Below are 21,652 nucleotides of genomic sequence, written 5' to 3'. Positions count from 1 at the left end.
TTTTTACAGGTAGTCCCTATGCTTTAGACTCGCTTCTAAAGCCCTGCTTTCTGCGTAAAATATCAAAGAAAAGCTTAAGGTCAGAGGCAAGGCTATAAAACGGGTACCGGAACGTAGCAGGCTTGTTATGCTCAAAGAAAAAATGGCCCACCCACGCAAAGCCGTAGCCAATGACCGGCACAAACAGCAACCATGCATACTTCCCTAGTACGACAGCTACAATAGCGAGCATTAGCAGCAGCCCTGTTCCGACAAAGTGCAGTACCCGGCAGGTTGTATTTTGGTGCTCCGATAAGTAATAAGGGTAAAACTCTTTTAAAGAAGTGTACTCTTTTGCTTCTGCTGTTGTGCCCATAACTTTTCCTTCCGTTGTTTCTTTAAGGTACTTAAACCACTGTTGCTGGTCAACTCATTCAGCGACAAACTTTCTGGCCATCACCAAACATTAAGCCGGCAACCTTGTTTTAAAACTGAAGAAAAATCGTAGCTTTATTGTTCCTTTTTTAGTTTAAAGTTTATTCTGGCCGGGGCTTTCGCTTCGGCCTTTCCTTTTCGCCTATAGTCCCCCTTAAAACAGAAGCACAGCCGCCACCAGCCCTACTCCTGGCGAATAACACCTTCAAGAAGAGAAAGATAAACGAACTTTCTGCTTATATTTCGTATGTGTTGCCGGCCTTGGCACAAACTTGGCTTTAGCAGCAGAAAAACTTAAAGACCTTTCTGATGAAACGAATCGCTTTACTCGGCTCTCTGCTCATGCTATCGTCAGTAGTGCTGGCACAAGAGTCCTATACTGTCTCCCTGGACCTTAAGAACGTCGTGAATGACAAGGTGAAGGTAGTGGTGCAGACACCGGAGGTAAAGGAAAACAAGGTTACCTATGTTATTCCCAGCGTTATCCCGGGCTCTTATGCCAAGAAAGACTATGGCCGCTTTGTAAGCAAGTTTAAAGCATACGATGCCAAAGGCCGTAAACTGAAGACCACACAACAGGGAGAGAATCTTTTCGTGATCGAAAAAGCAAAAAAACTGGCCCGCCTGGAGTACCTCGTGGATGATACCTGGGATGTGGAGGAAGACGACAATTATATCTTCCAGCCCGGCGGCACCAACATCGATGCGGACAAAAACTTTGTGGTGAACCACTTTGGCTTCTATGGCTACCTGGATGGCTATAAGATGCTGCCTTACACAGTAAACGTGCAGAAGCCTGCAGCCCTCTATGCCGCTTCTTCGCTACCCGTTAACCGACAGTCGGCAGAGCAGGACGTAATACAGGCTACCGATTACGTACGCCTGGCAGACGCCCCGATCATGTACAGCCTTCCCGACACGGCCAGCTTCCGCACTGGCAATACCACCGTCTCCGTGTCTGTTTACTCCGAAACAGGGGTGGTGAAGGCCGACAGCATCAGCGAGATGATTAAGCCTTTGGCCTCCGCCCTGAACAATTTCTTTGGTGGCATGCCGGTAGACCGCTACCAGTTTATCATGTACTTCCCAAAGATGGGGCAGTCTGAAGTAACGAAGCATGGAGGCTTTGGCGCCCTGGAGCACTCTTATAGCTCCATGTACTTCTTGCCGGAGCAAACGGGGGAGGACCTTCGCAGCATGGTACTGGATGTGGCCTCCCACGAGTTCCTGCACATCCTTACGCCCCTGAACGTGCACAGTGAGGAGATCGAGTACTTCGACTTTAAGGACCCGAAGCTTTCCCAGCACCTGTGGTTGTATGAAGGGGTAACTGAGTACTTCTCGCAGCTGGTGCAGCTGCACGAGGGGCTGAAATCGTACGAGACCTTTCAGGAGGAGATGATGGACAAGATGCGCCGGGCCAGTGAGTACAAGGATGTATCCTTCACCGAAATGAGCCGCCGCATCATTGAGCCGGAGTTCCAGGACATGTACAGCAACGTGTATCAGAAAGGGGCGCTCATAGGTTTTCTGCTCGACATCCGCCTAAAGGAATTAAGCAAAGGGGAGATGGGCCTGCGTGAGTTGATGCTGAAGTTATCGCAGCAGTATGGTCCGAACAAGCCTTTTAAGGATGACGAGCTGATTGACGTGATCGTGGCCAATACTTACCCGGAAATCCGCCAGTTCTTCGACGACTACGTGATCGGTGATACGCCATTGCCGTACGAGGAATACTACAACAAGATAGGCTGGAGCTTTAAGGATAAGGAACCAGGCAAGAAGCTAACCTACGGGGAGTTTCGGCTGGGCTTTGAGAAAGAGCAAGGCTTTTTCTGGATAGCAGAGCCGATGGATAACAAGTTCGGCCTGGAGAAGTATGACATCCTGTATGCCGTGAATGGCGAGCAACTAACCGAGGATAATATTTACCAGTTGCTAAAACCTGTTCTGGAAGTAGAGAAACCGGACATGGTAGAACTGACTTATATCCGACAGAATGAGGTGTACAAAAAGACCTTTGCCCCGACAGAAGAGGACGTAGAGTTGACCTTCGTCGTAGCAAACGACACCAATGCCACACCAGAGCAGCAGCAGTTACGCCAGCAGGTACTTAAGCAAGTACCGGGGCAAACAGAGGCAGATCTGTAAGAGACACATAGCATTCTAAGCAGCAGCAGGAGCTTTTATAAAAGCTCCTGCTGCTGCTTATGGCTAAAGCTGTGCGCATCAAGCTTTCCTACAACCTGTAAGGCTAATGACAGGAGCGCAAAGGCAGATGCTACAAAGAAGGGTATATATGGCCCTGGGGTCAACAGTCACTACAACAGCTTAGTAAATAACGCTGTAATGCTATATGGCCTCAAGACACTACAACTATATAAAGTCACTAACCACAGCCAGTGTTAAACCCAGTAGGGTAGCAATGAGCTTGGTGCGGTTGAAATGGTGATCCGGGCTGGTTTCGAAAAGGATGGTCGTGGAAATATGCAGGAAGTTACCAGCCACAAGCCCTGTGAGGGCAGTATAGATCAATCCCCCCGGCGCTTCCTGCGATAGGATTGTGTTACTCATGATAATGCCCAAGGGAGAGCCCACTGCAAAGACCAGCAGCCACAAAAAAGCCTTCCGGAAGTTCTCCAACCTGGAGAGCAGTACCGACATCAGGGCAAAGGCCGCCGGGATGTGGTGCAGCGTGACCCCTAACAGTACCAGGTAAAAACTGTCTCCGGAGTAATGCGCATGCGCGTCAGGGGAGTGCCTCTGCTCTACTAGAATGCTCCCTTCCAAAAACGAGTGGACAAATAGCGACCCTAGCAGCAGGAAGGGCAGCGTTCCCACCTGCTCCTTGTGGTGGTGATGAATATGCCCGTGCTCTACCCCATGAGAGAAAAGCTCCAGCACTAACTGCAGAAAGAAGCCTGCCAGTACCCAATAACCAACGCCATGGGCACTGGTACTACTGTTTACCAGCACATCCGGCAGAATATGGATAATGGTAATCGTAAAAAGGTAGGCCCCACTAAAGGCCAGCGCCATCTTCAGCCATTTGCTGTTGCTCGGGGGGAAGACTTTTACCAGAAAGCCAGAAAGTACCACCGCAAAGAAGAGGGCAAGTATAGCTATGATCATGCAGGCGGGTTATTTCTTAAGCACAAAGATCATCCGATCGCTTTTCTCACGATCGTAGGGGGTAAGGTTGTAATCTCCGAAAACCTCTACCAGGCGCAGCTGTGCTATCTTAAAGTACTCCAGAAAGTCCTCCTCCCGCAAGGCCCGTACCCGCTCTTCAAAACGGAACAGCTGCCCATTGTCTTCGAAGCTGATGGTTTTCACGATAAAGCCCTTCTCTACGCCGCGCTTTATTTTAAAGTTTATGCCCTGCACCTCTTTCTCTTCCTCAGCCACCAGGTGCTCAATCGTCTTGTCCGTGTTCATGAAGTCTATCACCAGTTTACCGCCGGGTTTCAGGCTACCGGCAGTAGCGCATAAAGCGACAACATTCTCGGTCTCGTTGTCGAAATAGCCAAAACTGGTAAACAGGTTTACGATAAAGTCGAAGTGCTCTGGCTTGTACACCTTGCGCATGTCCTGCACCTCAAAGTGCAGGTGCTCGTTCTCAAAGGCTTTGGCAAAGGCAATGCTCTGCTCAGAAAGATCGATTCCTGTTACGTCGTATCCCTTTTGATTAAGGTACAGGGAGTAGCGTCCCTTGCCACAGGCAAGGTCCAGGATTTTATCGTGGGGCTTAGGGTGGAGGTAGACCAGTAGCCTGTCCATAAAGGCTTGTGCCTCCTGCACGTCCCGATGACTATATAAAATGTGGTAGTACGGAGAGTTGAACCAGGTACTGAACCATTCTTCCTGTAACGACATGTAATGGTCTAAAAGCGATAAGACTGCAAATATAACCGATTTTAGCGGAATAGGGGTGCAACACAGACAAGGTTAAGGCAACGGTGCTGCCATTACAGCGGTAACGGCATAAAAAAAGCCTGCCGCCACTGATTTGCTCAGTGGCGGCAGGCTAATGTTTCTTGTTAACAAGTTAAGGGTTTGTTACCGCTTCAGCCTCGTTGTACTCGGCCTCTTCGTCGATGCTGTCGCCTTTGATAAGGGAGTTAGCTCCCGGATCGTGGTTCAGCATGCCTTCGTCTTCTACGTCAGGACCAAGCCCCTGCACTGCATCTTCAGTTATTTCCGGAGAGCCGGCATCGGTTATATTAAAGGTGTTACGAGTGCCGGGTTCAACATACTCCGTAGATACCTTTTGATCTGGCCTGTAGTCAGATGGAGTGCCACAAGAGGCAATTGCCACGCTGCATACAGCGGCAAATACAATTATTAGATTCTTATTCATTTTTGTACGTTTTATACTTTTCCCTATAGCTATCCCGCCCATCTTAGCAGGCACAAAGCTTTATCTACTAATTATTTACGAACAAAGGCTGTGCTTTGGTTGTGGTACTATTGTGCCAGCAGATTCTTGCGGCGCAACAGGCTTTCCAGCAGCTTTAAGTCATTCTGACTGTTAAAGATGCGGAAGGGCAGGTAAATAAAGATGGGGGTCTGGAAGTTACGGGCTACCCAACCCTTCCAGCCTGTTGGCAGCTGCGCATCGGCGGCAGGTTGCAGCCACAGCATGTAGGCATCCTGCTGGCGCTCTGCCGACTGAATCATGTCCCAGGTCAGGGCCATTCCCTCGCGCTCGTTGCGCTTCATCAGCACCTGGCGCTGGTCTATCTCATACGTCAGCTTCTCGAACAGGGGGTTGCCCTGCTCGATCTGCGTTACCCCCATCACCTGTGCCGAGCGGAGCAGCACAAACAGAAGCGTAACGATAACAGCTGCTACAACCCACCACCAGGAAAAACTGAAGAAAGCGGGCAATAACAATAACACGAATGGGATAAGGGCATACCACCAGTCCTTGCGCCATACCTTTGCCAAGGCCAAACGGGTATACATGTTTTTGTCTAGCTGGTACTTTTTAGTGCGGATTCCTTGCGGAGAAGGTCCCTGAGGGCTTCTAAAACCTCTTTGATTTGGTCGCTGCATATACTTTTTAACTCTCGAGGCCCTAGCCCTGCCAACGCTACACCTTGGTCTTGCCTGTAGAGTGGGCCTCTTTTACTTTAATCTTTGCTGCGGCAAAGGTACGCTGTTTTAATTTATTTAAATGCCTTCAAGCTAAGATCCATGCTTTTAATCGAGTGAGTGAGGGCCCCTACAGAGATATAATCCACACCGCATTCTGCCACAGCACGTATAGTTTCCTCCGTAATTCCCCCTGACGCCTCCGTTTCGTACTTTCCGGCGATCAGTTTTACAGCCTCACGCATGGTAGCCGGGGCCATGTTGTCCAGCATGATACGGTGCATGCCTCCTGTCGCCAGCGCTTCTTTTACCTCCTCCAGGTTACGGGTCTCCACTACAATTCTCAGGTCTTTGCCTTTCTCCTGCAGGTAGTGCTGCGTAGCTGTGATGGCCGCTCGAATCCCCCCGGCATAATCCACGTGGTTGTCTTTTAGCATCACCATATCAAACAGGCCGAAGCGGTGGTTGTGGCCTCCCCCGATCCGTACGGCCCATTTCTCCATCATCCGGAAGTTAGGCGTCGTCTTGCGGGTATCCAACAGCTTTGCCCCTGTACCTTCTATCAGCTGCGCCAGGTGCCTGGTGTAGGTGGCGATGCCACTCATGCGCTGCATGCAATTTAATACAAGGCGTTCCGCAGTCAGGATAGACCGGGCTTTGCCGCTTACATGAAAGGCAACATCCCCGTGCTTTACCTGGGTGCCGTCCTGCAGCATAACTTCCAGCTGCAGGCCTGGGTCAACCGCATGAAAAACGTAGCTTGCCAGCTCTACACCCGCCAGCACACCCTCCCCCTTTACCAGTAGCTTGGCCTGGTTCCGGGCATCAGCCGGGATGGAGGCAAGCGAGGAGTGGTCTCCGTCGCCAACGTCCTCTGCCAGGGCTCTTGCGATAAACTCGCGTATACTTTCTTCGGTCAGGTATGTCGCTTCCATAGTGCAAAAATAAAAAAAGGCCCGGATATACTCCGGGCCTTCTTAAAATTCTCATTATTATCTGCTTATTAATCTTTGATAAAGTTCATCGAGTGGATCAGGTACCTGCCGTTTGCGGACTTCATTCGGATAAGGACCGTATAGGAGTCGCCTTTGGATGTGTAGGTGCCGATGGCATACAACTGCCCTTTGTCGGAGGTTCCGTTGTGGTTCACACTGAAGTCTACGGGCGCGTTCTTGGCGAAAAAGTTCTTCATCACAAACTCCGCCTGCGTGTTGCTGTAGCTTGTCGCCTCTCCACCATCTAAGGTCAGCTCTACCATGCTGCTAAAGTTTTTGGATAATTCTTTGGCTGATCCCGTTTTCATCGCCGCCTTCACGCTGCCCATGGCATCACCCTGTGCTACAGCCTGCCCTGCCGTAAAAAACACAGCCACCAATAACACAGAAAATACTACTGCAATGTGTTTAAAATTTTTCATAATGCTGTTTGTGATCTTGCCCTCATCTCAGCTAAAACTATGCCAAGAGAGGAGACAAGCCTTTTCGCCCCTAAATTAATTAATAGTATTCTTTAAATATACGAAAAGCATAGGTATCATGCCCAATTCTTTGCTCGTACACACAAACCTTAAAGAGAATTAAACAGTAGCTGCAATAACAGGCTGAGCCAGAGGAGAGGATTCCCCGCAAGCCTGGGACCGTGTTTTTAAAGATTATAGCTATATTTGTGGCATGGATAAAAAGGTACTCTTAGTGATTTTGGATGGGTGGGGTATTGCCACAAATCCAGAGGTGTCGGCCATTCAGAAGGCTGAAACCCCTTTCATAGATTCTATTCTTGCGAAGTACCCAACTACTACGCTGCAGGCTTCTGGCGAGGCCGTGGGCTTACCAGAGGGGCAGATGGGTAACTCGGAAGTAGGGCACATGAACCTGGGGGCCGGGCGCGTAGTATACCAGGACCTGGTGCGTATTAACCGTACCATTGCCGACCGTAAACTGGCCGCCATGCCCGCTTTGGCAAATGCTTTTGCTTATGCCAAGGAAAACAAAAAGCCTGTGCACCTGATTGGTTTGGTATCAAATGGCGGGGTACACTCCCACATCGACCACCTGAAGGCACTTTGCTCTGCAGCGTACGATCAGGAACTGCACGACGTGTACATCCATGCTTTTACAGACGGCCGTGACACAGACCCTAAAAGCGGTGTTAAGTTCATCAATGAGCTGGAGCAGCACCTGGAGCACGCTTCCGGTACGATCGCCTCGATTGTGGGCCGTTACTACGCGATGGACCGCGACAACCGCTGGGAACGTGTAAAAATGGCCTACGACCTGCTGGTAAAAGGAGAGGGGGAGCATTCTCAGAACCTGATTAAATCGATGCTGGCCTCTTACAATGAGGGGGTAACAGACGAGTTTATCAAGCCTATCGTGAAAGTGAACGATAACCAGGAGCCTATCGCCACTATAAAGAACGGTGATGTGGTGATCTGCTTTAACTTCCGGACAGACCGTGGCCGTGAGATTACGCAGGCCCTGACGCAGCGCGACTTCCCGGAGCAGAATATGCAGAAGCTGGACCTGCGCTACATTACCATGACGAACTACGACGAGACGTTTAAGGGCGTAGAACCGATTTTTGAGAAAGATAACCTGAACAATACTTTGGGTGCGGTACTGGCCAACCATGGCAAAAAACAGATCCGCATAGCAGAAACAGAGAAATACCCGCACGTAACCTTCTTCTTCTCAGGCGGACGCGAAGAGCAGTTTGAAGGAGAGAGCCGTTTGCTGTGTCCTTCGCCTAAAGTAGCCACCTATGACCTGCAGCCGGAGATGAGCGCCTACGATATCCGCGATGCGATTGTGCCGGAGCTGGAGAAGAAGAGTGCTGACTTCATCTGCCTTAACTTCGCCAACCCAGACATGGTAGGCCACACCGGCGTGTTTGACGCTGCCGTAAAAGCTTGCGAAACCGTAGACAAGTGTTCTGAGGCCGTTATTACCACTGCCCTAAACAATGGCTATGATATCATTGTAATAGCTGATCACGGCAACGCGGACTACATGGTCAACGAGGACGGTACTCCGAACACGGCTCATACCACTAACCTGGTGCCTTGCGTGCTGGTGAGCAATGATTTTGAAGGAAAGCTGCACCCTGGCAAGCTTGGCGACATCGCGCCAACTATTCTGGAACTGATGGGCGTTCCGAAGCCAGCGGAAATGACCGGAACTTCACTTATTGATAGATAAAGAACTGATGGCCAAGTATACCCCCATCTTATTGGGCCTACTGCTGGCCATTACTGCTTGTGAGAGGCCAGCTCCGCCTGTATCTGCCGAGGCGGAGCCCCCTTACAACCTGCTTGCCTACCTGCAACACCAGGTAGAACTCCTGGAAGCGAAGCAACCGATGGTGCTAAAATCAGTTACCACGGGTGAGGCGCCAACCGAAACCATAGAGACAGATGAGATCGGCTGGGAAAACGAACTAGCCGTGTTTGAAACGGCTGACCTAAACCGCTCCACCCTGTTAGAAAATTATGCCATGGAGGAGCAGGTATTACCCGATGGGAACATTTCAATTAAATACGTCCAGGTAGAGGACGCTGAGCCGGTGGTGCAATACCTGCACCTTGTGCTTAGCCCGGATCGGGAGTTCCGGCAACTAGAAGCCCTGCTAGAAGAGCAAAACATCATCTTTTTCTCCCGCAGGAAACTACAGCTTTCTGCCGACCCGGCTACAGGCAATATCTCCAGCTACAGGGTAGAGGGTGTGCAACGGCTTGCCTTTTCCGATTCACTGCACTACAAAATAGACGCTAACCTATAGGCAACGAAAGGTAAGAAGGAATGCATTTGTCTCTCCTATTGAATTATCTGCTTCATAGCTAGCCATTTATACAGCCGGTTAACTTCTTATTCCGTAAATTGCATAAAGGCAACATTTAGTGTGCCAGCGCGTTTTGTTTACCCATACTTGCTGTGGCATGCGTATATTTACCTTTTTCGTCTTTTTACTAGCTAGTGCCTTGCCTGGCTTTGCGCAGACACCATCTGTACCTGGTATTAACCGTGACCGCACCTGTGCCACAGATGCCTTTACCCACCTCCTGCAAACAAAGGACCCGGCATTTAAACAGCGGCAGCAGGAGCTGCAACAGATTACGCGTACAGCTCTGATACAGCAAAGCCAAGGGCAGGCCCTACGCGCCGCCACAGCCATCACCATTCCGGTGGTTTTTCACGTGGTCTACAACAATGCGTCTGAGAACATTTCGGATGATCAGTTACTCTCACAGCTGGAAGTGTTGAACGCTGATTTTAGCCGAACGAATGCCGATGCAGCAAATACTCCCGCACACTTTCTGCCTTTCGCTGCCGACACCCGCGTGCAATTCTGCATGGCCGTCATTGATCCGAACGGCGACCCAACCAATGGCATTACCAGGACAAGAACCACCCGTACTTCTTTTGGCTTCGGCAACGACTATGTAAAGTCCTCTGCCAACGGGGGAGTAGATGCCTGGGACAGGGACCAGTACCTCAATATCTGGGTCTGTAATATAGACGGGAACATTCTGGGCTACGCCACGCCTCCAGGTGTTCGCCCTTTTGAAGACGGGGTGGTCTTACATTACGGTGCAGTGGGAGCCGCACCGGTCAACACCTATAAGTGGAACTATAACAAAGGACGTACCGCCACGCACGAGGTTGGCCATTGGCTAGGGCTAAAGCATATCTGGGGTAACGGGGTTTCCTGCACTGATTCGGATGGCATTGACGATACCCCTAACCAGGAGCAGGAGACAACTGGCTACCCAACCGGGATTATCACCTCCTGTGATAACGGACCTTACGGCAACATGTACCAGAACTACATGGACTATACCGACGACGCCTGCATGAACCTATTCACGAAAGGCCAGGCAGACTATATGAATGCCGTTTTAAGCACATCTCGCAGTAGTATTCTTACCTCTCCTGCCTGCATTGGCAACATGCGTTCTGATTTCCAGACCGCCGTACCTTATGATACGTTAACCATAGCAGGAAGCAGCATTAACTTTACAGATGCCTCTATTGGTGCCCGGCCTACCTCCTGGTACTGGGAGTTTGAGGGAGGGGTGCCTGCCGTGTCTACCCAGGAGAACCCAACGGTGCTGTACCCTCAGCCTGGCAAGTACTCGGTAAAATTGACCATTGCTAACGATAAGCTGAGCAGTACCAAGGAAAAGACAGGCTATGTGCACGTTACCGTTAACGACCTCGTGGTGTACCCTAGTCCTGCCTCTGATTTTATCACCATAGAACAACCAGCCCGCGTGTGGGTACGGCAGGTAGAACTGGTAAACCAGTTAGGGCAGGTAATGGTGAATGCAGAGATCCGGGACCGGGTGCTGCGCCTGGATGTACGGAACCTGCCGTCGGGCGTCTACATCCTCCGGATCAAGAGCACCAACGGCACTGATACCAGGAAAGTAAGTGTCGTCAGGTAAGGGGCGGATAGCAGCATCAACGCCACACATTAAAAGGGTCGGTGTCACCCTTACTGCTTTCAGAGGCTCTATTCCCCTTGTAAAGTTACCACCACAGTACGTTTAGGGGCATGGTCGCGGTGCTCGCAAAGGTACACGCCCTGCCAGGTGCCCAGGTTCAGTTCCCCTTTGGAGATAGGGATGGTCACAGAACTCCCCAGAATGGCTGCTTTCAAATGCGCCGGCATGTCGTCTGGTCCTTCCAGCGTATGCCGGTAGTAGGGCTGCTTTTCGGGGACCATGTGGTTAAAATGGCTCTCAAAGTCCTGTCGCACGGTAGGGTCAGCATCTTCGTTAATAGCCAAGCTAGCGGAGGTATGCTTGATAAAGACATGCGCCAGGCCTATCTCTATCTCTTCTATTTCAGGCAGCTGTGCCACCAATAGGTCTGTAATCAAATGAAAGCCTCGCTTTACAGCGGGCAACCTTATCTCTTTCTGAAACCACATAATAACAAAGTGTAGGTTTGGGACGTGTACTAGCAAATCTTAGTCTATGGTACGCTCATACGCACCTGCATCAGGCTTGGTCGAACTACGGCTCGTGCCTTTCAGGTCCTGCAGAATGCCCGGAAGTAGCTTTGCTGCTCCACTGGCGGGAGAGAGGGTATCCAGACTAAAATTAGCCTTGGCAGGCGCCTTAAACTTCGGCTCTGCGCTTAACTTATTGTCCTGATCCGCCAGTGCTGTTTTATACACCTCTGTGCGGAGCAGGTTATGGCTTATCTCAAAGTCAGAGCGGAGTGGCTCAAGCAGGACCTCGTCTGTAAAACTGTAGCTATCGGAATAAACGATGGAATTAATTAGCCGGAGGGAGGTAGGTTGGTCTTTTATATCTGTGCCGGGGATAAAGTCTGCCACAACAAAAAGTGGTGTCTCGCGGAAGAGGAGGTTATTATAGCTGACGATGGTGGAATAGAGAATTTCATAGTTACCGCCTCCCAGGCCCCCGAAGCCATACTGTCCACAATTATGGATGAGCGTGTTAACTACCTTTACATCGGAGGTAAAAGCAACAATGCCATCTAGGAACGCATACTGCACTTTACATCCCTCAACCAAGGTGCCTGCTTTGCCTGGGTTACCGATGCGTAAGCCATAACGGGTGTTTCGAATATCGGCATAGCGGATACTGTTGTTTTCACTCTCTGTCAGTATCCGAACTCCTTCCCATTGGCCTGGTGCTGTCAGGTACTGCTCTTCCCGCCGGTACCCTGCAAATAACACGCGCTTGTCTGGCGTACCCTCTACTAATAACTGGCCGTTTACCAGCAGCACTGATTTGTTGCTCCCGTAGATCTGTGCCCCTTCCTTTATCGTAAGGGTAGCCCCCGCTTTTACCAGCACAGAGTCCAGTAGCACATGCGGTTTGTCATTTTCCCACACTGTTGTGCCAATCACTTCTTTGCGGTGGAAATAAGCGTTTTGCCCATGGGCAACCAGCTTTACGCTCTGCTGCTGCCCGTTCGTCCGGAAAAGGATGGAATCGGCTACCAGGAAGGGGAGGTTCTCGTCTGAGGGGTTAATGTTGACCTTTACCAGCACATATAAGCTGTCGCCACCGCGCAGTTCCAGGTTATTGGCCAGCGGGCTCTGTATTCCGTTAATGGTTAGCTGGTAGGGAGAGCTTCCTGCGCCCGCTAAAGTCACCTCGCTAATGCGTACCGCCTTTTCGTTGGGGTTGTATACCCTGAGGCGCTTGGTGATGCTTCCCTGGCTCACAAACACCGTGTCGAACAGGAGCGTGTCGGCCGAGAAAGCCAGCACAGCCTCCGGGTCGGTGGAGATCACCTCATCCTTTGGCTCGCATGACAACACGGAGAGCAATAAGAGCAGGGGCAGTATGGCGAGCAGGTACTTCAAGCTTAAAAAGATGGTCTAGGGATTAGGGATGAACGATTCACCCACATAGCAGCTAAAACAAAAAAGGATGCAGCACGAGCTAAAGCTCCCTGCATCCTTTTGATAACTTACTTATTCACAGGTTTATTATTCTGCTGCAGCGCCTTCTTTCAATCTTTCGGCGTTTTCTGCAATACGCAGCTGCTCTACAAAGTCCTCAATTCCACCGTCCATCACGTTTGGCAGGTTATATACGGTATAACCAATACGGTGGTCTGTTACACGGCCCTGCGGATAGTTGTAGGTACGGATCTTATCAGAGCGATCGCCGCTACCAACCATGCTCTTACGCTGTGCACCCTCCGCTTCCTGCTTCTTAGCCAGCTCGATCTCGTACAGGCGTGAACGCAACACGGCCAAAGCCTTATCGAAGTTCTTCAGCTGCGACTTCTGGTCCTGGCACTGGGCCACAATGCCTGTTGGGATGTGCGTTAAGCGCACCGCAGAATAGGTCGTGTTCACCGACTGGCCACCCGGCCCGGACGACATGAACAGGTCTTTCCGCACGTCGTTCATATCGATCTCCACGTCCAGTTCTTCCACCTCCGGCAATACAACCACCGAGGCAACAGAGGTATGGATACGGCCCTGCGTTTCGGTAGCCGGCACACGCTGCACGCGGTGCACCCCTGACTCGAACTTCAACTTGCCGTACACGTCCTCCCCAGACATGTTCACGATGATCTCTTTATAACCGCCCGAAGTACCCTCCGTGGCATCGATCAATTCGACACGCCAGCCCATGCGCTCGGCAAAGCGGCTGTACATGCGGTACAGGTCACCGGCAAAGATGGAGGCCTCATCACCACCCGCACCTGCACGGATTTCCATGATAATGTCCTTGCTGTCGTTCGGGTCTTTCGGGATCAGCAGCTCCTTCAGCAGATCTTCCATCTGTTCGCGCTGCGGGAGCAGCTCGTCCAGTTCTTCCTTGGCCATTTCGCGGAAGTCCTCGTCCTTCTCTGTGGCAATTACCTGCTTGGCATTATCGATATTGCTCAGAATGTTGAGATACTTCTTATATTCAACTACTATCTTGTCCAGGTCTTTATACTCTTTGTTCAGCGCCTTGAACTTCTTCATGTCGCTGGCCACATCTGGCTGAATAAGCAACTTGCTTACCTCCTCAAACCGCTGATTAATGGCTTCTAACTTATCTAACATCGTGTTTGTCTGGTTTTAGGCTGCAAAGATACAAATTTGGCCTGTAGATTATAATATCCATTTTAGCCGCCGCTGCGATTTATGCAGACATAATTTCTTCTTAGCTATAACTTTAAAGCCTTTGGTATAGTTTCCATGCCTTGGTTGATTTGGGGCAGGCACTGTACCTAACAGCATTATAGGATATACCAATAAGCCTATAAGTTAAATCTATCAAAACTATTGTCCTTCTTCCGGCTGAAACATTTACTTTTGACAGGAGTAAATTAGTGGTAGAATCTGATTACGTAAAATATAAAAAGAAGAAACATGGCCGTTATAAAAGCAACTGATAACGATTTTAACGATGTGCTGACAGCAAACCCAAAGGTAGTAGTGAAGTACTATGCCGATTGGTGTGGCAACTGCCGTTTATTCTCCCCAAAGTTTAAACGCATGTCAGACGACGAGACTTTTACGAACATTGCTTTCGTAGACGTAAACGCGGAGACCAGCCCGGAAGCACGCAAGCTGGCAAATGTAACCAACCTGCCTTTCTTTGCTGTTTTCAAAAATGGTAAGCTGATAGATACGGTAGCCGCCAGCAAAGAAGACGCCGTTCGTGAACTCATCCATAAACTTGACGCGTAGACTAATACTATGAAGATACCTGCTATTAAAAAGCTAGTAGAAAATTACACCCTTGAAGAATTAATGGCTGCTGAAGCCGCCATCGTGGACGAGCAGCAGCTCGCTATTGAAGTAGAAGGAGAAGACGAGGGCGAACAGCTGACCCACGTGCTTGCCGCCGTTTGGATCCTAAACGAGATGGAAGACAATGGCACGGAGTTTAAAGCTGCCCTGCGCCAGTATACCCAAAAGGTGCGGACTTCTATCAGCTAAGAGACATATACTTAAAAAAGCAGCGGGGCCAGTGTTTTTCATTGGCCCCGCTGCTTTTTTAGTGTTACAGGTTATTTCTCGAAAAGTACTCTTCTGCCATCTTGCCTCCTCTCTCGGTACAGATACCGCGCACATAGTATAAGTAAATGCTCCGGAACACCTCTCCCAATCCGTAGCGCTCCGGAGGGAAGATAGCAGGGTTGATCATCATGTTAAACTGCTCCAGCAGGATCTTTGCCACCAGCTGCAGGTTTATGTCTTTCCGGAAGTAGCCTTGCAGGATACCTTTGTTGATAATATCCATGTTCTGATAGTAAGAGTAAGATTGCAGGTACTCTTCGCACAGTTGCCAGGCCTCTGGGTAATACTGCTGTAAGTCTGAAATGTAGTGCGGATTAATGCTGCTCATCTTTTTGATGCCATTCCGTAGCAAGAGGATAATCTCCTCTACGGGATTCGCCGCTTGCTGCAGAAGCTCCTGCTCTTCCTGCTTCTGTGTCTCCATATCGAAGTTCACGACCTGCCTCACCATGTCAGCTTTCGTGGGAAAAAGGTCTTGATAGGCAGCCGGGTGGAGCCCTAACATGTGAACAAGCTCCTCCTCTGTTACTGCCTCTATTCCTTCCCGGTGAAACAGGGGTAGGACTTTTCGTGGTATGGGGTCTGACAAGGCCATGATAAATAAAGTTACCTATGCGCTAGATTATAACACAGCGTGCATAATACGAAGAAAAAGCACAGACGTCTATGTGCGTAGTATCAGGACCTACTGTAGCAGAATGCTTTTAAGCCAAACTGTAAGGCATGAAGCCCAGGCTTTACAGAAAGCACCAAAGCCCCACAAAGAACAGCAGCTGCAGCAGGTACACAAAAGGGGCTAACTTGTTTTCTTTCCTGAAGTTAGCCTTCTGGAAGTATAACTGCAACATAAAAGCGACAGCGAACCACCCTATAAAGTTGGACAAGGGAATTTCCCCACCGCGCCAGCTCCAGAAGTCATATTGCATGGCAACAGGCTCTATAAAAAAGTCGAGCAGGACCATGAGGGACGCCCCTAACAGCGCTTTTACCACCCAGGGCAAACGTGTTAGGTTACTGATATGGCCCGTGGTGTATACCAGCATCAGCCAGTTCAGGCCGATCAATAAGGGGACCTCCCACAGTTTAAAGCCTAGCGTTTCGCCATAGCTATAACTACCGAAGAGCAGGCCCGTGTGCACCCCAATTACTTCGGAGAGAAAGCCGCACAGGAACACAAGCAAGGCAAAGAGCACATAAGAGCCTGACCAACCTCTATGAAAACTAAACAGGAGGGCATTGGTGAGCAGCAGGTTTAAAGGCGTAAGCCGCTGAAAAGACTCTCGCGCTTCGCTTAGAGCCAACCCCCAGAAGCCTACGGCATAAAAAACCACCAGCAACGCTAAGGGTAGGGCAAAGGTAGCATACTTTCGGATGGCAGGAATGGGTACTGTTTGTGTTGTTTCCGACATTGTTATGATACGTTCTCCTCCTTTGGCACCTCTTTCACCAGTTCCCCCACAATCTTGGCCGATAGCAGGCACAGCGGAATACCGCCGCCAGGGTGCACACTGCCCCCACAGAAATAGAGCCCTTTTATTTTAGAACTAAAGTTAGGATGTCGCAAAAAAGCAGCCATCCGGTTATTTGAGCTGCTGCCGTACAAGGCTCCTGCAAACGAAGAGGTCCGGCTCTCGATCAAAAGTGGGTCTAAGACTTGCTCCTGTACGATCAGAGGCTTTATGTCCACCTGTAACATGCTATAAAGCTTCCTTAACACAGCCTCCCGGGTTTCCTGAACTAAAGCCTGCCAGTCCTGCCCTTGGTTGTGCGGCACGTTCACCATCACAAACCAGTTCTCGCATCCTGGTGGCGCATCCTCTGGCTCTAGTTTAGAGGTAATGTTCACATAAACGGTAGGGTCCGGACTAACACTTCTGTGTTGGAAGATATGTTCAAATTCCTTTTTGTAATCCTCACTAAAGAAGATGTTGTGCAGGTGCAACTCCGGGAATTGTCGCTGAATACCCCAATAATAGATCAGGGCAGAGCTGGAACGCGGTTGCCCGAGGGTTTTCTCCGGAGCCGAATGATTTGGCAACAACCTGCGGTAGGTAGGCACCACATCCATATTGCTCACCACCACACCAGCATGGCAGGTACCATGGCTCGTCTTTACGCCAACCACTTTCCCGTCTGTTGTTAGGATCTGCTCTACGGGCTCCTGATACCGGAACTCTACGTCCAGCTCCTCTGCCAGTTTCACCAGGCTAGCGGCAATGGCATAAATACCTCCTTTCGGGTAAAAAGCGCCCAGGTTATGTTCCAGGTGCGGAATAATGTTAAGCGTACCAGGGGCCTGATAGGGATCAGAGCCATTATAGGTGGCAAAACGATCTAACAGCTGCACAAAACGAGGATCCGAAAACTGCTTTGCGTTTTCCTGGTGCATGGTAGTCGTGAGCCCGAGATCGGAGAGGCAGGCAAGGGCCTTCAGCACTTCGGGGCTGAGGTAAGTGCCGGCTTTATGCAACGATTTCTGCAGAAAGGTGTCGGCTGTTCCTTTGTACAGGCGCTTACTTTTTGCCAGGGCCTGCTGCACGGCCTGTCCGCTAACACCTAACTGCCGCTCTGCTTCTGCAGCAAAATCATCCGGATTGGCATAGGCCTTCAGGTGACTGCCATCGGGCCAGAAGTAATGCGTGATGGGATCGAGGCGGGTATAGGTAAAGTAGTTTTCAGGATCTCTGCCGGCTAAGGTAAACAGTTCATCCACCAAATGGGGCAGGGTGAACAGGGAGGGCCCTGCATCAAAGCGAAAGCCGCCCAGCCAAAACTCGTGCATCTTACCCCCAAACGTATCGTTTGCCTCAAATACAGTTACGGCATAGCCTTTCACCGCTAACCGGATAGCTGCGGCTATGCCCCCGATACCTGCTCCAATGATGGCTGCTCGTTTCATACCTACAATTTACGCCGATTTTAGAACCTCCTGCATTTAACCTGCGAGGCAGGGGAAAGGTTTAGCTCAAGACGCTTTACCAAACACACGCTTGTATACCGGCTTACGCATGGAGAACTGCGCGAACATGAGCGGGTAGAGCAGCAGATCGAGTGCTTTTGAGCTCGTACGGTACGTAATAATATCATGGATGATGGCGCCACTGCCCCTTTGAGTCACCAGGTGCTTGTGGTGCCAGTACCGTAGGGGAGGGGGCAGCTCCTGGCCCTCGTCTACAAAATAAGCAGCCGTGTTTGTTATTTCCCGCTCTGTGATCAAACTCGTCCAGCGAAAGCTTTTTACCCCTATCTGCAGTTCTACTTCCACCCAGTCACCAGGCAAACTACCATCAAAGCGCAACAGCTTTAAGCGGGGGTAGGGCGGAGCCAGGGCCTTAAAAAGCTGCTCATCAAAAGCATGGAACACGCTCAGGAAACCCTGCTTAACTTCTGTTTGGAGGTGGAGCCGCATGTGAGCTATTATCTTTTATTTTATTTACGAGCGCAAGCTCACACCAGAGGTAACACGCTCACACCAGAGGTAAAACGGTTCTTCCCCAGCAAAGTTAACCACACCGGCCCCTCCTTACCCAGGAAAGAAATTCTCCTTCTCAATACTTCAAAAACCTGTTCGCAGCGCTAAAGTTATACTGCTGCAAAAGAAAGGCCGCTGCATTTATAAGTGCAGCGGCCCTTTTATACTTTTTTACTGTTGATAAGCAATGATAAAATAACTCATTCTTAGCTTAACAGGTTATCAATATCCTCTTTCGTCAGGCTCTTGATGATGGTCTCATCGGTACTGATCAGGTCTGTCACCAACTGTATCTTGCGGTTCTGTAGCGCCAGTATCTTTTCCTCCACTGTGTTCTTTGTGATGAACTTGTAGGTGAACACCGTATTGCGCTGCCCGATGCGGTGCGCCCGGTCCACGGCTTGTGCCTCTACGGCCGGATTCCACCAGGGGTCCAGGATAAACACATAGTCTGCGGCAGTTAAGTTAAGGCCCACGCCACCGGCTTTCAAAGAAATCAGGAACACTTGTATGCTTTCGTCTGTCTGGAAACGCTCTACCTGCTTTTGGCGGTCTTTGGTGTTGCCGTCCAGGTACGTGTAGGCAATTTCCCGCTCATCCAGAGACTTACGGATAATCTCCAGGTGCTTCACGAATTGGCTGAAGATAAGCACCTTGTGTCCCTTGCCTACAACGTTCTTGGTCATGCGCAACACCTCTTTCAGCTTCCCGGACTCTCCCTCATAGCCGGTGTCTGTCATCAGGGGATGGTTCGCGATCTGGCGCAGCTTGGTGAGGCCCTGCAAGAGCATGAACTGCGTATTCCCGGGCCCGTTCTCCTCCAGGCTCGTCAGGATCTTGTTACGATAGTAAGACTTCGTTTCCTCGTAAGCGTGCTCCTGCTCTTCTGTCATTTTACAGAAGGTAGTGTGCTCTATCTTCTCGGGCAGCTCTTTGGCTACCTGCGACTTATGCCGGCGAAGGATAAAGGGCTTGATCAGGGCATGCAGTTTTTTGGTCTTCTGCTCGTCCTTCTCTTTCTCGATCGGCTTCAGGAACTCGTTCCGGAAGAAGTGCTGGTTGCCCAGTAATCCTGGATTGATGAAAGACATCTGCGACCACAGGTCCATGGTGCTGTTCTCCACAGGCGTACCCGTCAGGATCAGCCTGTGCCGCGACTTTAGGGAGCGCACAGCACGAGAGGTGTTAGAATCCGGGTTCTTGATAGCCTGCGACTCGTCCAGAATGATATAGTCGAAGTAGTAGCTCTTGAGCAATGCTGCATCCAGGCGAACGATACCGTAGGAAGTAAGAATAATGTCGTAGTTATTAAACAACTCTACATTCTTCTCTCGGTAGGTGCCGGTGTAGTTCAGGATACGCAACTCGGGTGTAAACTTCTGTGCCTCGTTCAGCCAGTTGTATACGAGCGAGGTAGGCATTACAAGCAAGGACGCAGTCTCTGCACCGTTCTCTTTGCGGTGCTGCAGCATGGCCAGCGTCTGCACCGTTTTACCAAGACCCATGTCGTCTGCCAGGCAGCCGCCGAACTTATAGTTCTGCACGAAATGCAGCCAGTTGTAGCCTGCTTTCTGGTAAGGGCGCAGTTCCCCCATAAAGCCTGCGGGTAGGGGCTGGTCCTCGATCATATCGAAACCCCGCAGCTGCTCCAGCTTCCGGGTCATCGTCACGGTAGCGAGGTTCCCGTTCTGCAGGTCGTTCACCAGGGCCATGTGGTGCTTTTTCAGCGTCAGCTCGTCCTCCCCCTCCGAGAAAGCAAACAACTCGATGTACTGCGTAAACCACTCTTCCGGAATGATGGCAACCTGTCCGTTTGGCAGCAGGAACTCATTGTTCTTGGTAAGGATGTGGTTCTTCAGCTTAATGAACGGCACTGTAAACTCTCCAAAGCGAACAGTACCATAAATGTCGAACCAGTCGTTCTTCTCGGTGATGCCCACATCCAGCGAAATCTCGCCGATGAAGTAGTTCTTCCTGTTCTTCTCTGACTGCCGCACCGTAAAGCCAAGTTCCTCCAGGTCCTGCAGGTTATTGTTTAACCAGGCGAAGGCCTCACTCTTTTCCAGCACAGCCTGGCCATTCTTCACCTCCAAAGAGCGCTTGTTCAGCTCCTTCAAGAACTCTTTCTCATGGTGTACATCCCGCATCAGCTTGTGGAAGATATAAGAGTCCTTTGTCTTCTCCATGCTGACGCTAATACGCTTCGCTTCCTGCGTTTCTACCATGTGGTCGCCGTACATGAAAGACAGGTCAAACAGGATTTTGCTATTGCTTAGCGCGCCACGCTCTGCTCTGGCCTCACTGCTACCGGCTAGTTTAAGCACAGGTGCCTCTGAGCTCGTTACCTCCGAAAAGGTCAGGTAAGGCTTTGGTTCGTACTGCTCGTCCTTTATCTCAAAGCCCTTGGCATGCACGTCAAAAGACTCCAGCAGCGGCGCCACAAACTTGCGGTAGTAGTTCTCTTCTACGGAACGGGGTACTACAATAAATTTCTTGTTCAGGAAGGGCTGCAGCTTCTTGCCATCTACTGCCTTTTCAAAGCTGTAGACCACGTCATTCAGCATGAGCCAGGCCGGCTCGTGGCAGATCAGCGCAGCGTTGCGGTACTGAAACTCCAGCTTTTGACCGGCATATTTAATCGTAGGGAAGTAGTGCGTGTTATCATCGTTGCGCATGAAGTGGAACAGCACCGTAGCCCGCTCCGGGGCAATGTGAATCTGCTTCCAGGTGGGCTCACCGTCCTTGCCCATGATAAAGGTCATTTTATCACGTAGCAATTCCAGGATTTTACCCATGCGCACCTGCACGTAGTGGTTAATCGTTTCCTGCAGCGTTTTGTCGCCCTTCTCTGCATCGTAGGTTTTCAGGAAGAAATCTACCGGAGACATCTTCTTGGTGGCAAAGCGCTTGAGTACGGCGTCCTGCTGTATCTGGTCTATAAGTGTGATGAGCTTAAAATCACTTGCATCGAGGCGCGCGGCGAACTCGTCGGCATTTTTAGCGGAGATATTCTGATGCTGCAGGGTAAGCTGGCCTTTGGAGTTTACCTGCACCACGAAAGATTCAAACAGATAGCCCAGGTACTCATGCTCGAAGAGCGAGTAAATGACCTGAAAAGGCTGCGTGGTGTAAACTTTCATGCCAAAGACAATTTTAGGA

The 21,652-nt window shown here is 50.3% G+C and carries 21 protein-coding genes; 6 read left to right on the top strand and 15 right to left on the bottom strand.

Annotated features, from left to right (window positions below; genetic code table 11):
* Positions 1 to 16: 16 nt before the first annotated feature.
* Positions 17 to 355, bottom strand: a complete 339-nt coding sequence (locus tag CHB92_RS04735) for a DUF962 domain-containing protein (RefSeq protein ID WP_089318036.1) — start codon at positions 353 to 355, stop codon at positions 17 to 19.
* A 368-nt stretch (positions 356 to 723) separates the two neighbouring features.
* On the opposite strand from CHB92_RS04735, the gene CHB92_RS04730 reads away from it, so the two are divergent.
* The gene (locus tag CHB92_RS04730; RefSeq protein WP_089318035.1) at positions 724 to 2,565 is read left to right on the top strand and encodes a M61 family metallopeptidase; all 1,842 of its coding nucleotides are present in this window, start codon (positions 724 to 726) and stop codon (positions 2,563 to 2,565) included.
* A 225-nt stretch (positions 2,566 to 2,790) separates the two neighbouring features.
* Here CHB92_RS04730 and CHB92_RS04725 read toward each other — a convergent pair whose 3' ends face one another.
* The 6 genes from CHB92_RS04725 to CHB92_RS04700 all read right to left on the bottom strand — a co-directional run bounded on the left by CHB92_RS04725 (position 2,791) and on the right by CHB92_RS04700 (position 6,928).
* Entirely contained in the window at positions 2,791 to 3,546 is a 756-nt protein-coding gene (locus tag CHB92_RS04725) for a ZIP family metal transporter (RefSeq protein ID WP_089318034.1), read from the bottom strand.
* Between the two features lie 9 nt (positions 3,547 to 3,555).
* Positions 3,556 to 4,290 (bottom strand): SAM-dependent methyltransferase, encoded by a 735-nt coding sequence (locus CHB92_RS04720; RefSeq protein ID WP_089318033.1) that lies wholly within the window; start codon positions 4,288 to 4,290, stop codon positions 3,556 to 3,558.
* A gap of 172 nt (positions 4,291 to 4,462) precedes the next feature.
* The gene (locus CHB92_RS04715) at positions 4,463 to 4,774 is read right to left on the bottom strand and encodes a hypothetical protein (protein WP_144266267.1); all 312 of its coding nucleotides are present in this window, start codon (positions 4,772 to 4,774) and stop codon (positions 4,463 to 4,465) included.
* Positions 4,775 to 4,881: 107 nt separating this feature from the next.
* Positions 4,882 to 5,382 carry a hypothetical protein gene (locus CHB92_RS04710; RefSeq protein WP_245842286.1) on the bottom strand — a complete coding sequence of 167 codons (501 nt, stop codon included), beginning with the start codon at positions 5,380 to 5,382 and terminating at the stop codon, positions 4,882 to 4,884.
* 203 nt (positions 5,383 to 5,585) lie between these two features.
* On the bottom strand, positions 5,586 to 6,446 hold the full coding sequence (gene nadC, locus CHB92_RS04705; protein ID WP_089318030.1) for a carboxylating nicotinate-nucleotide diphosphorylase: 861 nt from the start codon (positions 6,444 to 6,446) through the stop codon (positions 5,586 to 5,588).
* A gap of 68 nt (positions 6,447 to 6,514) precedes the next feature.
* Positions 6,515 to 6,928, bottom strand: coding sequence for a DUF4783 domain-containing protein (locus tag CHB92_RS04700; RefSeq protein WP_089318029.1), 414 nt, complete (start codon positions 6,926 to 6,928; stop codon positions 6,515 to 6,517).
* A gap of 253 nt (positions 6,929 to 7,181) precedes the next feature.
* Between CHB92_RS04700 and gpmI the strand changes: the two genes are divergently transcribed.
* From gpmI to CHB92_RS04685, 3 genes are all read left to right on the top strand, one after another.
* Entirely contained in the window at positions 7,182 to 8,708 is a 1,527-nt protein-coding gene (gene gpmI, locus CHB92_RS04695) for a 2,3-bisphosphoglycerate-independent phosphoglycerate mutase (protein WP_089318028.1), read from the top strand.
* Positions 8,698 to 9,288 carry an RNA-binding protein gene (locus CHB92_RS04690; protein ID WP_106219066.1) on the top strand — a complete coding sequence of 197 codons (591 nt, stop codon included), beginning with the start codon at positions 8,698 to 8,700 and terminating at the stop codon, positions 9,286 to 9,288. Before gpmI ends, CHB92_RS04690 begins: the two co-directional genes overlap by 11 nt.
* 157 nt (positions 9,289 to 9,445) lie before the next feature.
* Positions 9,446 to 10,954, top strand: coding sequence for a M43 family zinc metalloprotease (locus tag CHB92_RS04685; RefSeq protein ID WP_089318026.1), 1,509 nt, complete (start codon positions 9,446 to 9,448; stop codon positions 10,952 to 10,954).
* A 68-nt stretch (positions 10,955 to 11,022) separates the two neighbouring features.
* On the opposite strand, the gene CHB92_RS04680 is transcribed toward CHB92_RS04685, so the two are convergent.
* The 3 genes from CHB92_RS04680 to prfA form a co-directional block, all read right to left on the bottom strand.
* Entirely contained in the window at positions 11,023 to 11,442 is a 420-nt protein-coding gene (locus tag CHB92_RS04680; protein ID WP_089318025.1) for a secondary thiamine-phosphate synthase enzyme YjbQ, read from the bottom strand.
* Positions 11,443 to 11,481: 39 nt separating this feature from the next.
* On the bottom strand, positions 11,482 to 12,855 hold the full coding sequence (locus CHB92_RS04675; RefSeq protein ID WP_089318024.1) for a hypothetical protein: 1,374 nt from the start codon (positions 12,853 to 12,855) through the stop codon (positions 11,482 to 11,484).
* Between the two features lie 126 nt (positions 12,856 to 12,981).
* Entirely contained in the window at positions 12,982 to 14,058 is a 1,077-nt protein-coding gene (gene prfA, locus CHB92_RS04670) for a peptide chain release factor 1 (RefSeq protein WP_089318023.1), read from the bottom strand.
* 309 nt (positions 14,059 to 14,367) lie between these two features.
* Here prfA and CHB92_RS04665 point away from each other — a divergent pair, with 309 nt between their 5' ends.
* Together CHB92_RS04665 and CHB92_RS04660 are read left to right on the top strand one after the other, a co-directional pair.
* Positions 14,368 to 14,688: a thioredoxin domain-containing protein gene (locus CHB92_RS04665; RefSeq protein WP_089318022.1), complete on the top strand. Its 321-nt coding sequence runs from the start codon at positions 14,368 to 14,370 to the stop codon at positions 14,686 to 14,688.
* 9 nt (positions 14,689 to 14,697) lie between these two features.
* On the top strand, positions 14,698 to 14,940 hold the full coding sequence (locus CHB92_RS04660) for a DUF6952 family protein (RefSeq protein WP_089318021.1): 243 nt from the start codon (positions 14,698 to 14,700) through the stop codon (positions 14,938 to 14,940).
* A gap of 64 nt (positions 14,941 to 15,004) precedes the next feature.
* Here the strand turns inward: CHB92_RS04660 and CHB92_RS04655 are convergent, their stop codons facing one another.
* From CHB92_RS04655 to CHB92_RS04635, 5 genes are all read right to left on the bottom strand, one after another.
* Complete coding sequence (locus tag CHB92_RS04655) at positions 15,005 to 15,616, bottom strand: TetR/AcrR family transcriptional regulator (RefSeq protein ID WP_089318020.1); 612 nt, start codon at positions 15,614 to 15,616, stop codon at positions 15,005 to 15,007.
* 142 nt (positions 15,617 to 15,758) lie between these two features.
* The gene (locus tag CHB92_RS04650; protein WP_089318019.1) at positions 15,759 to 16,430 is read right to left on the bottom strand and encodes a carotenoid biosynthesis protein; all 672 of its coding nucleotides are present in this window, start codon (positions 16,428 to 16,430) and stop codon (positions 15,759 to 15,761) included.
* A 2-nt stretch (positions 16,431 to 16,432) separates the two neighbouring features.
* The gene (gene crtD / locus CHB92_RS04645; RefSeq protein ID WP_089318018.1) at positions 16,433 to 17,920 is read right to left on the bottom strand and encodes a 1-hydroxycarotenoid 3,4-desaturase CrtD; all 1,488 of its coding nucleotides are present in this window, start codon (positions 17,918 to 17,920) and stop codon (positions 16,433 to 16,435) included.
* Between the two features lie 66 nt (positions 17,921 to 17,986).
* On the bottom strand, positions 17,987 to 18,430 hold the full coding sequence (locus tag CHB92_RS04640) for an SRPBCC family protein (protein ID WP_089318017.1): 444 nt from the start codon (positions 18,428 to 18,430) through the stop codon (positions 17,987 to 17,989).
* A 269-nt stretch (positions 18,431 to 18,699) separates the two neighbouring features.
* The gene (locus CHB92_RS04635) at positions 18,700 to 21,633 is read right to left on the bottom strand and encodes a DEAD/DEAH box helicase (RefSeq protein WP_089318016.1); all 2,934 of its coding nucleotides are present in this window, start codon (positions 21,631 to 21,633) and stop codon (positions 18,700 to 18,702) included.
* Positions 21,634 to 21,652: the final 19 nt, after the last annotated feature.

Source organism: Pontibacter ummariensis (assembly GCF_900188175.1).
Lineage (GTDB): Bacteria > Bacteroidota > Bacteroidia > Cytophagales > Hymenobacteraceae > Pontibacter > Pontibacter ummariensis.
The sequence above is the reverse complement of the archived record's forward strand: the minus strand, read 5'-3'. Positions and strand labels throughout refer to the sequence as shown.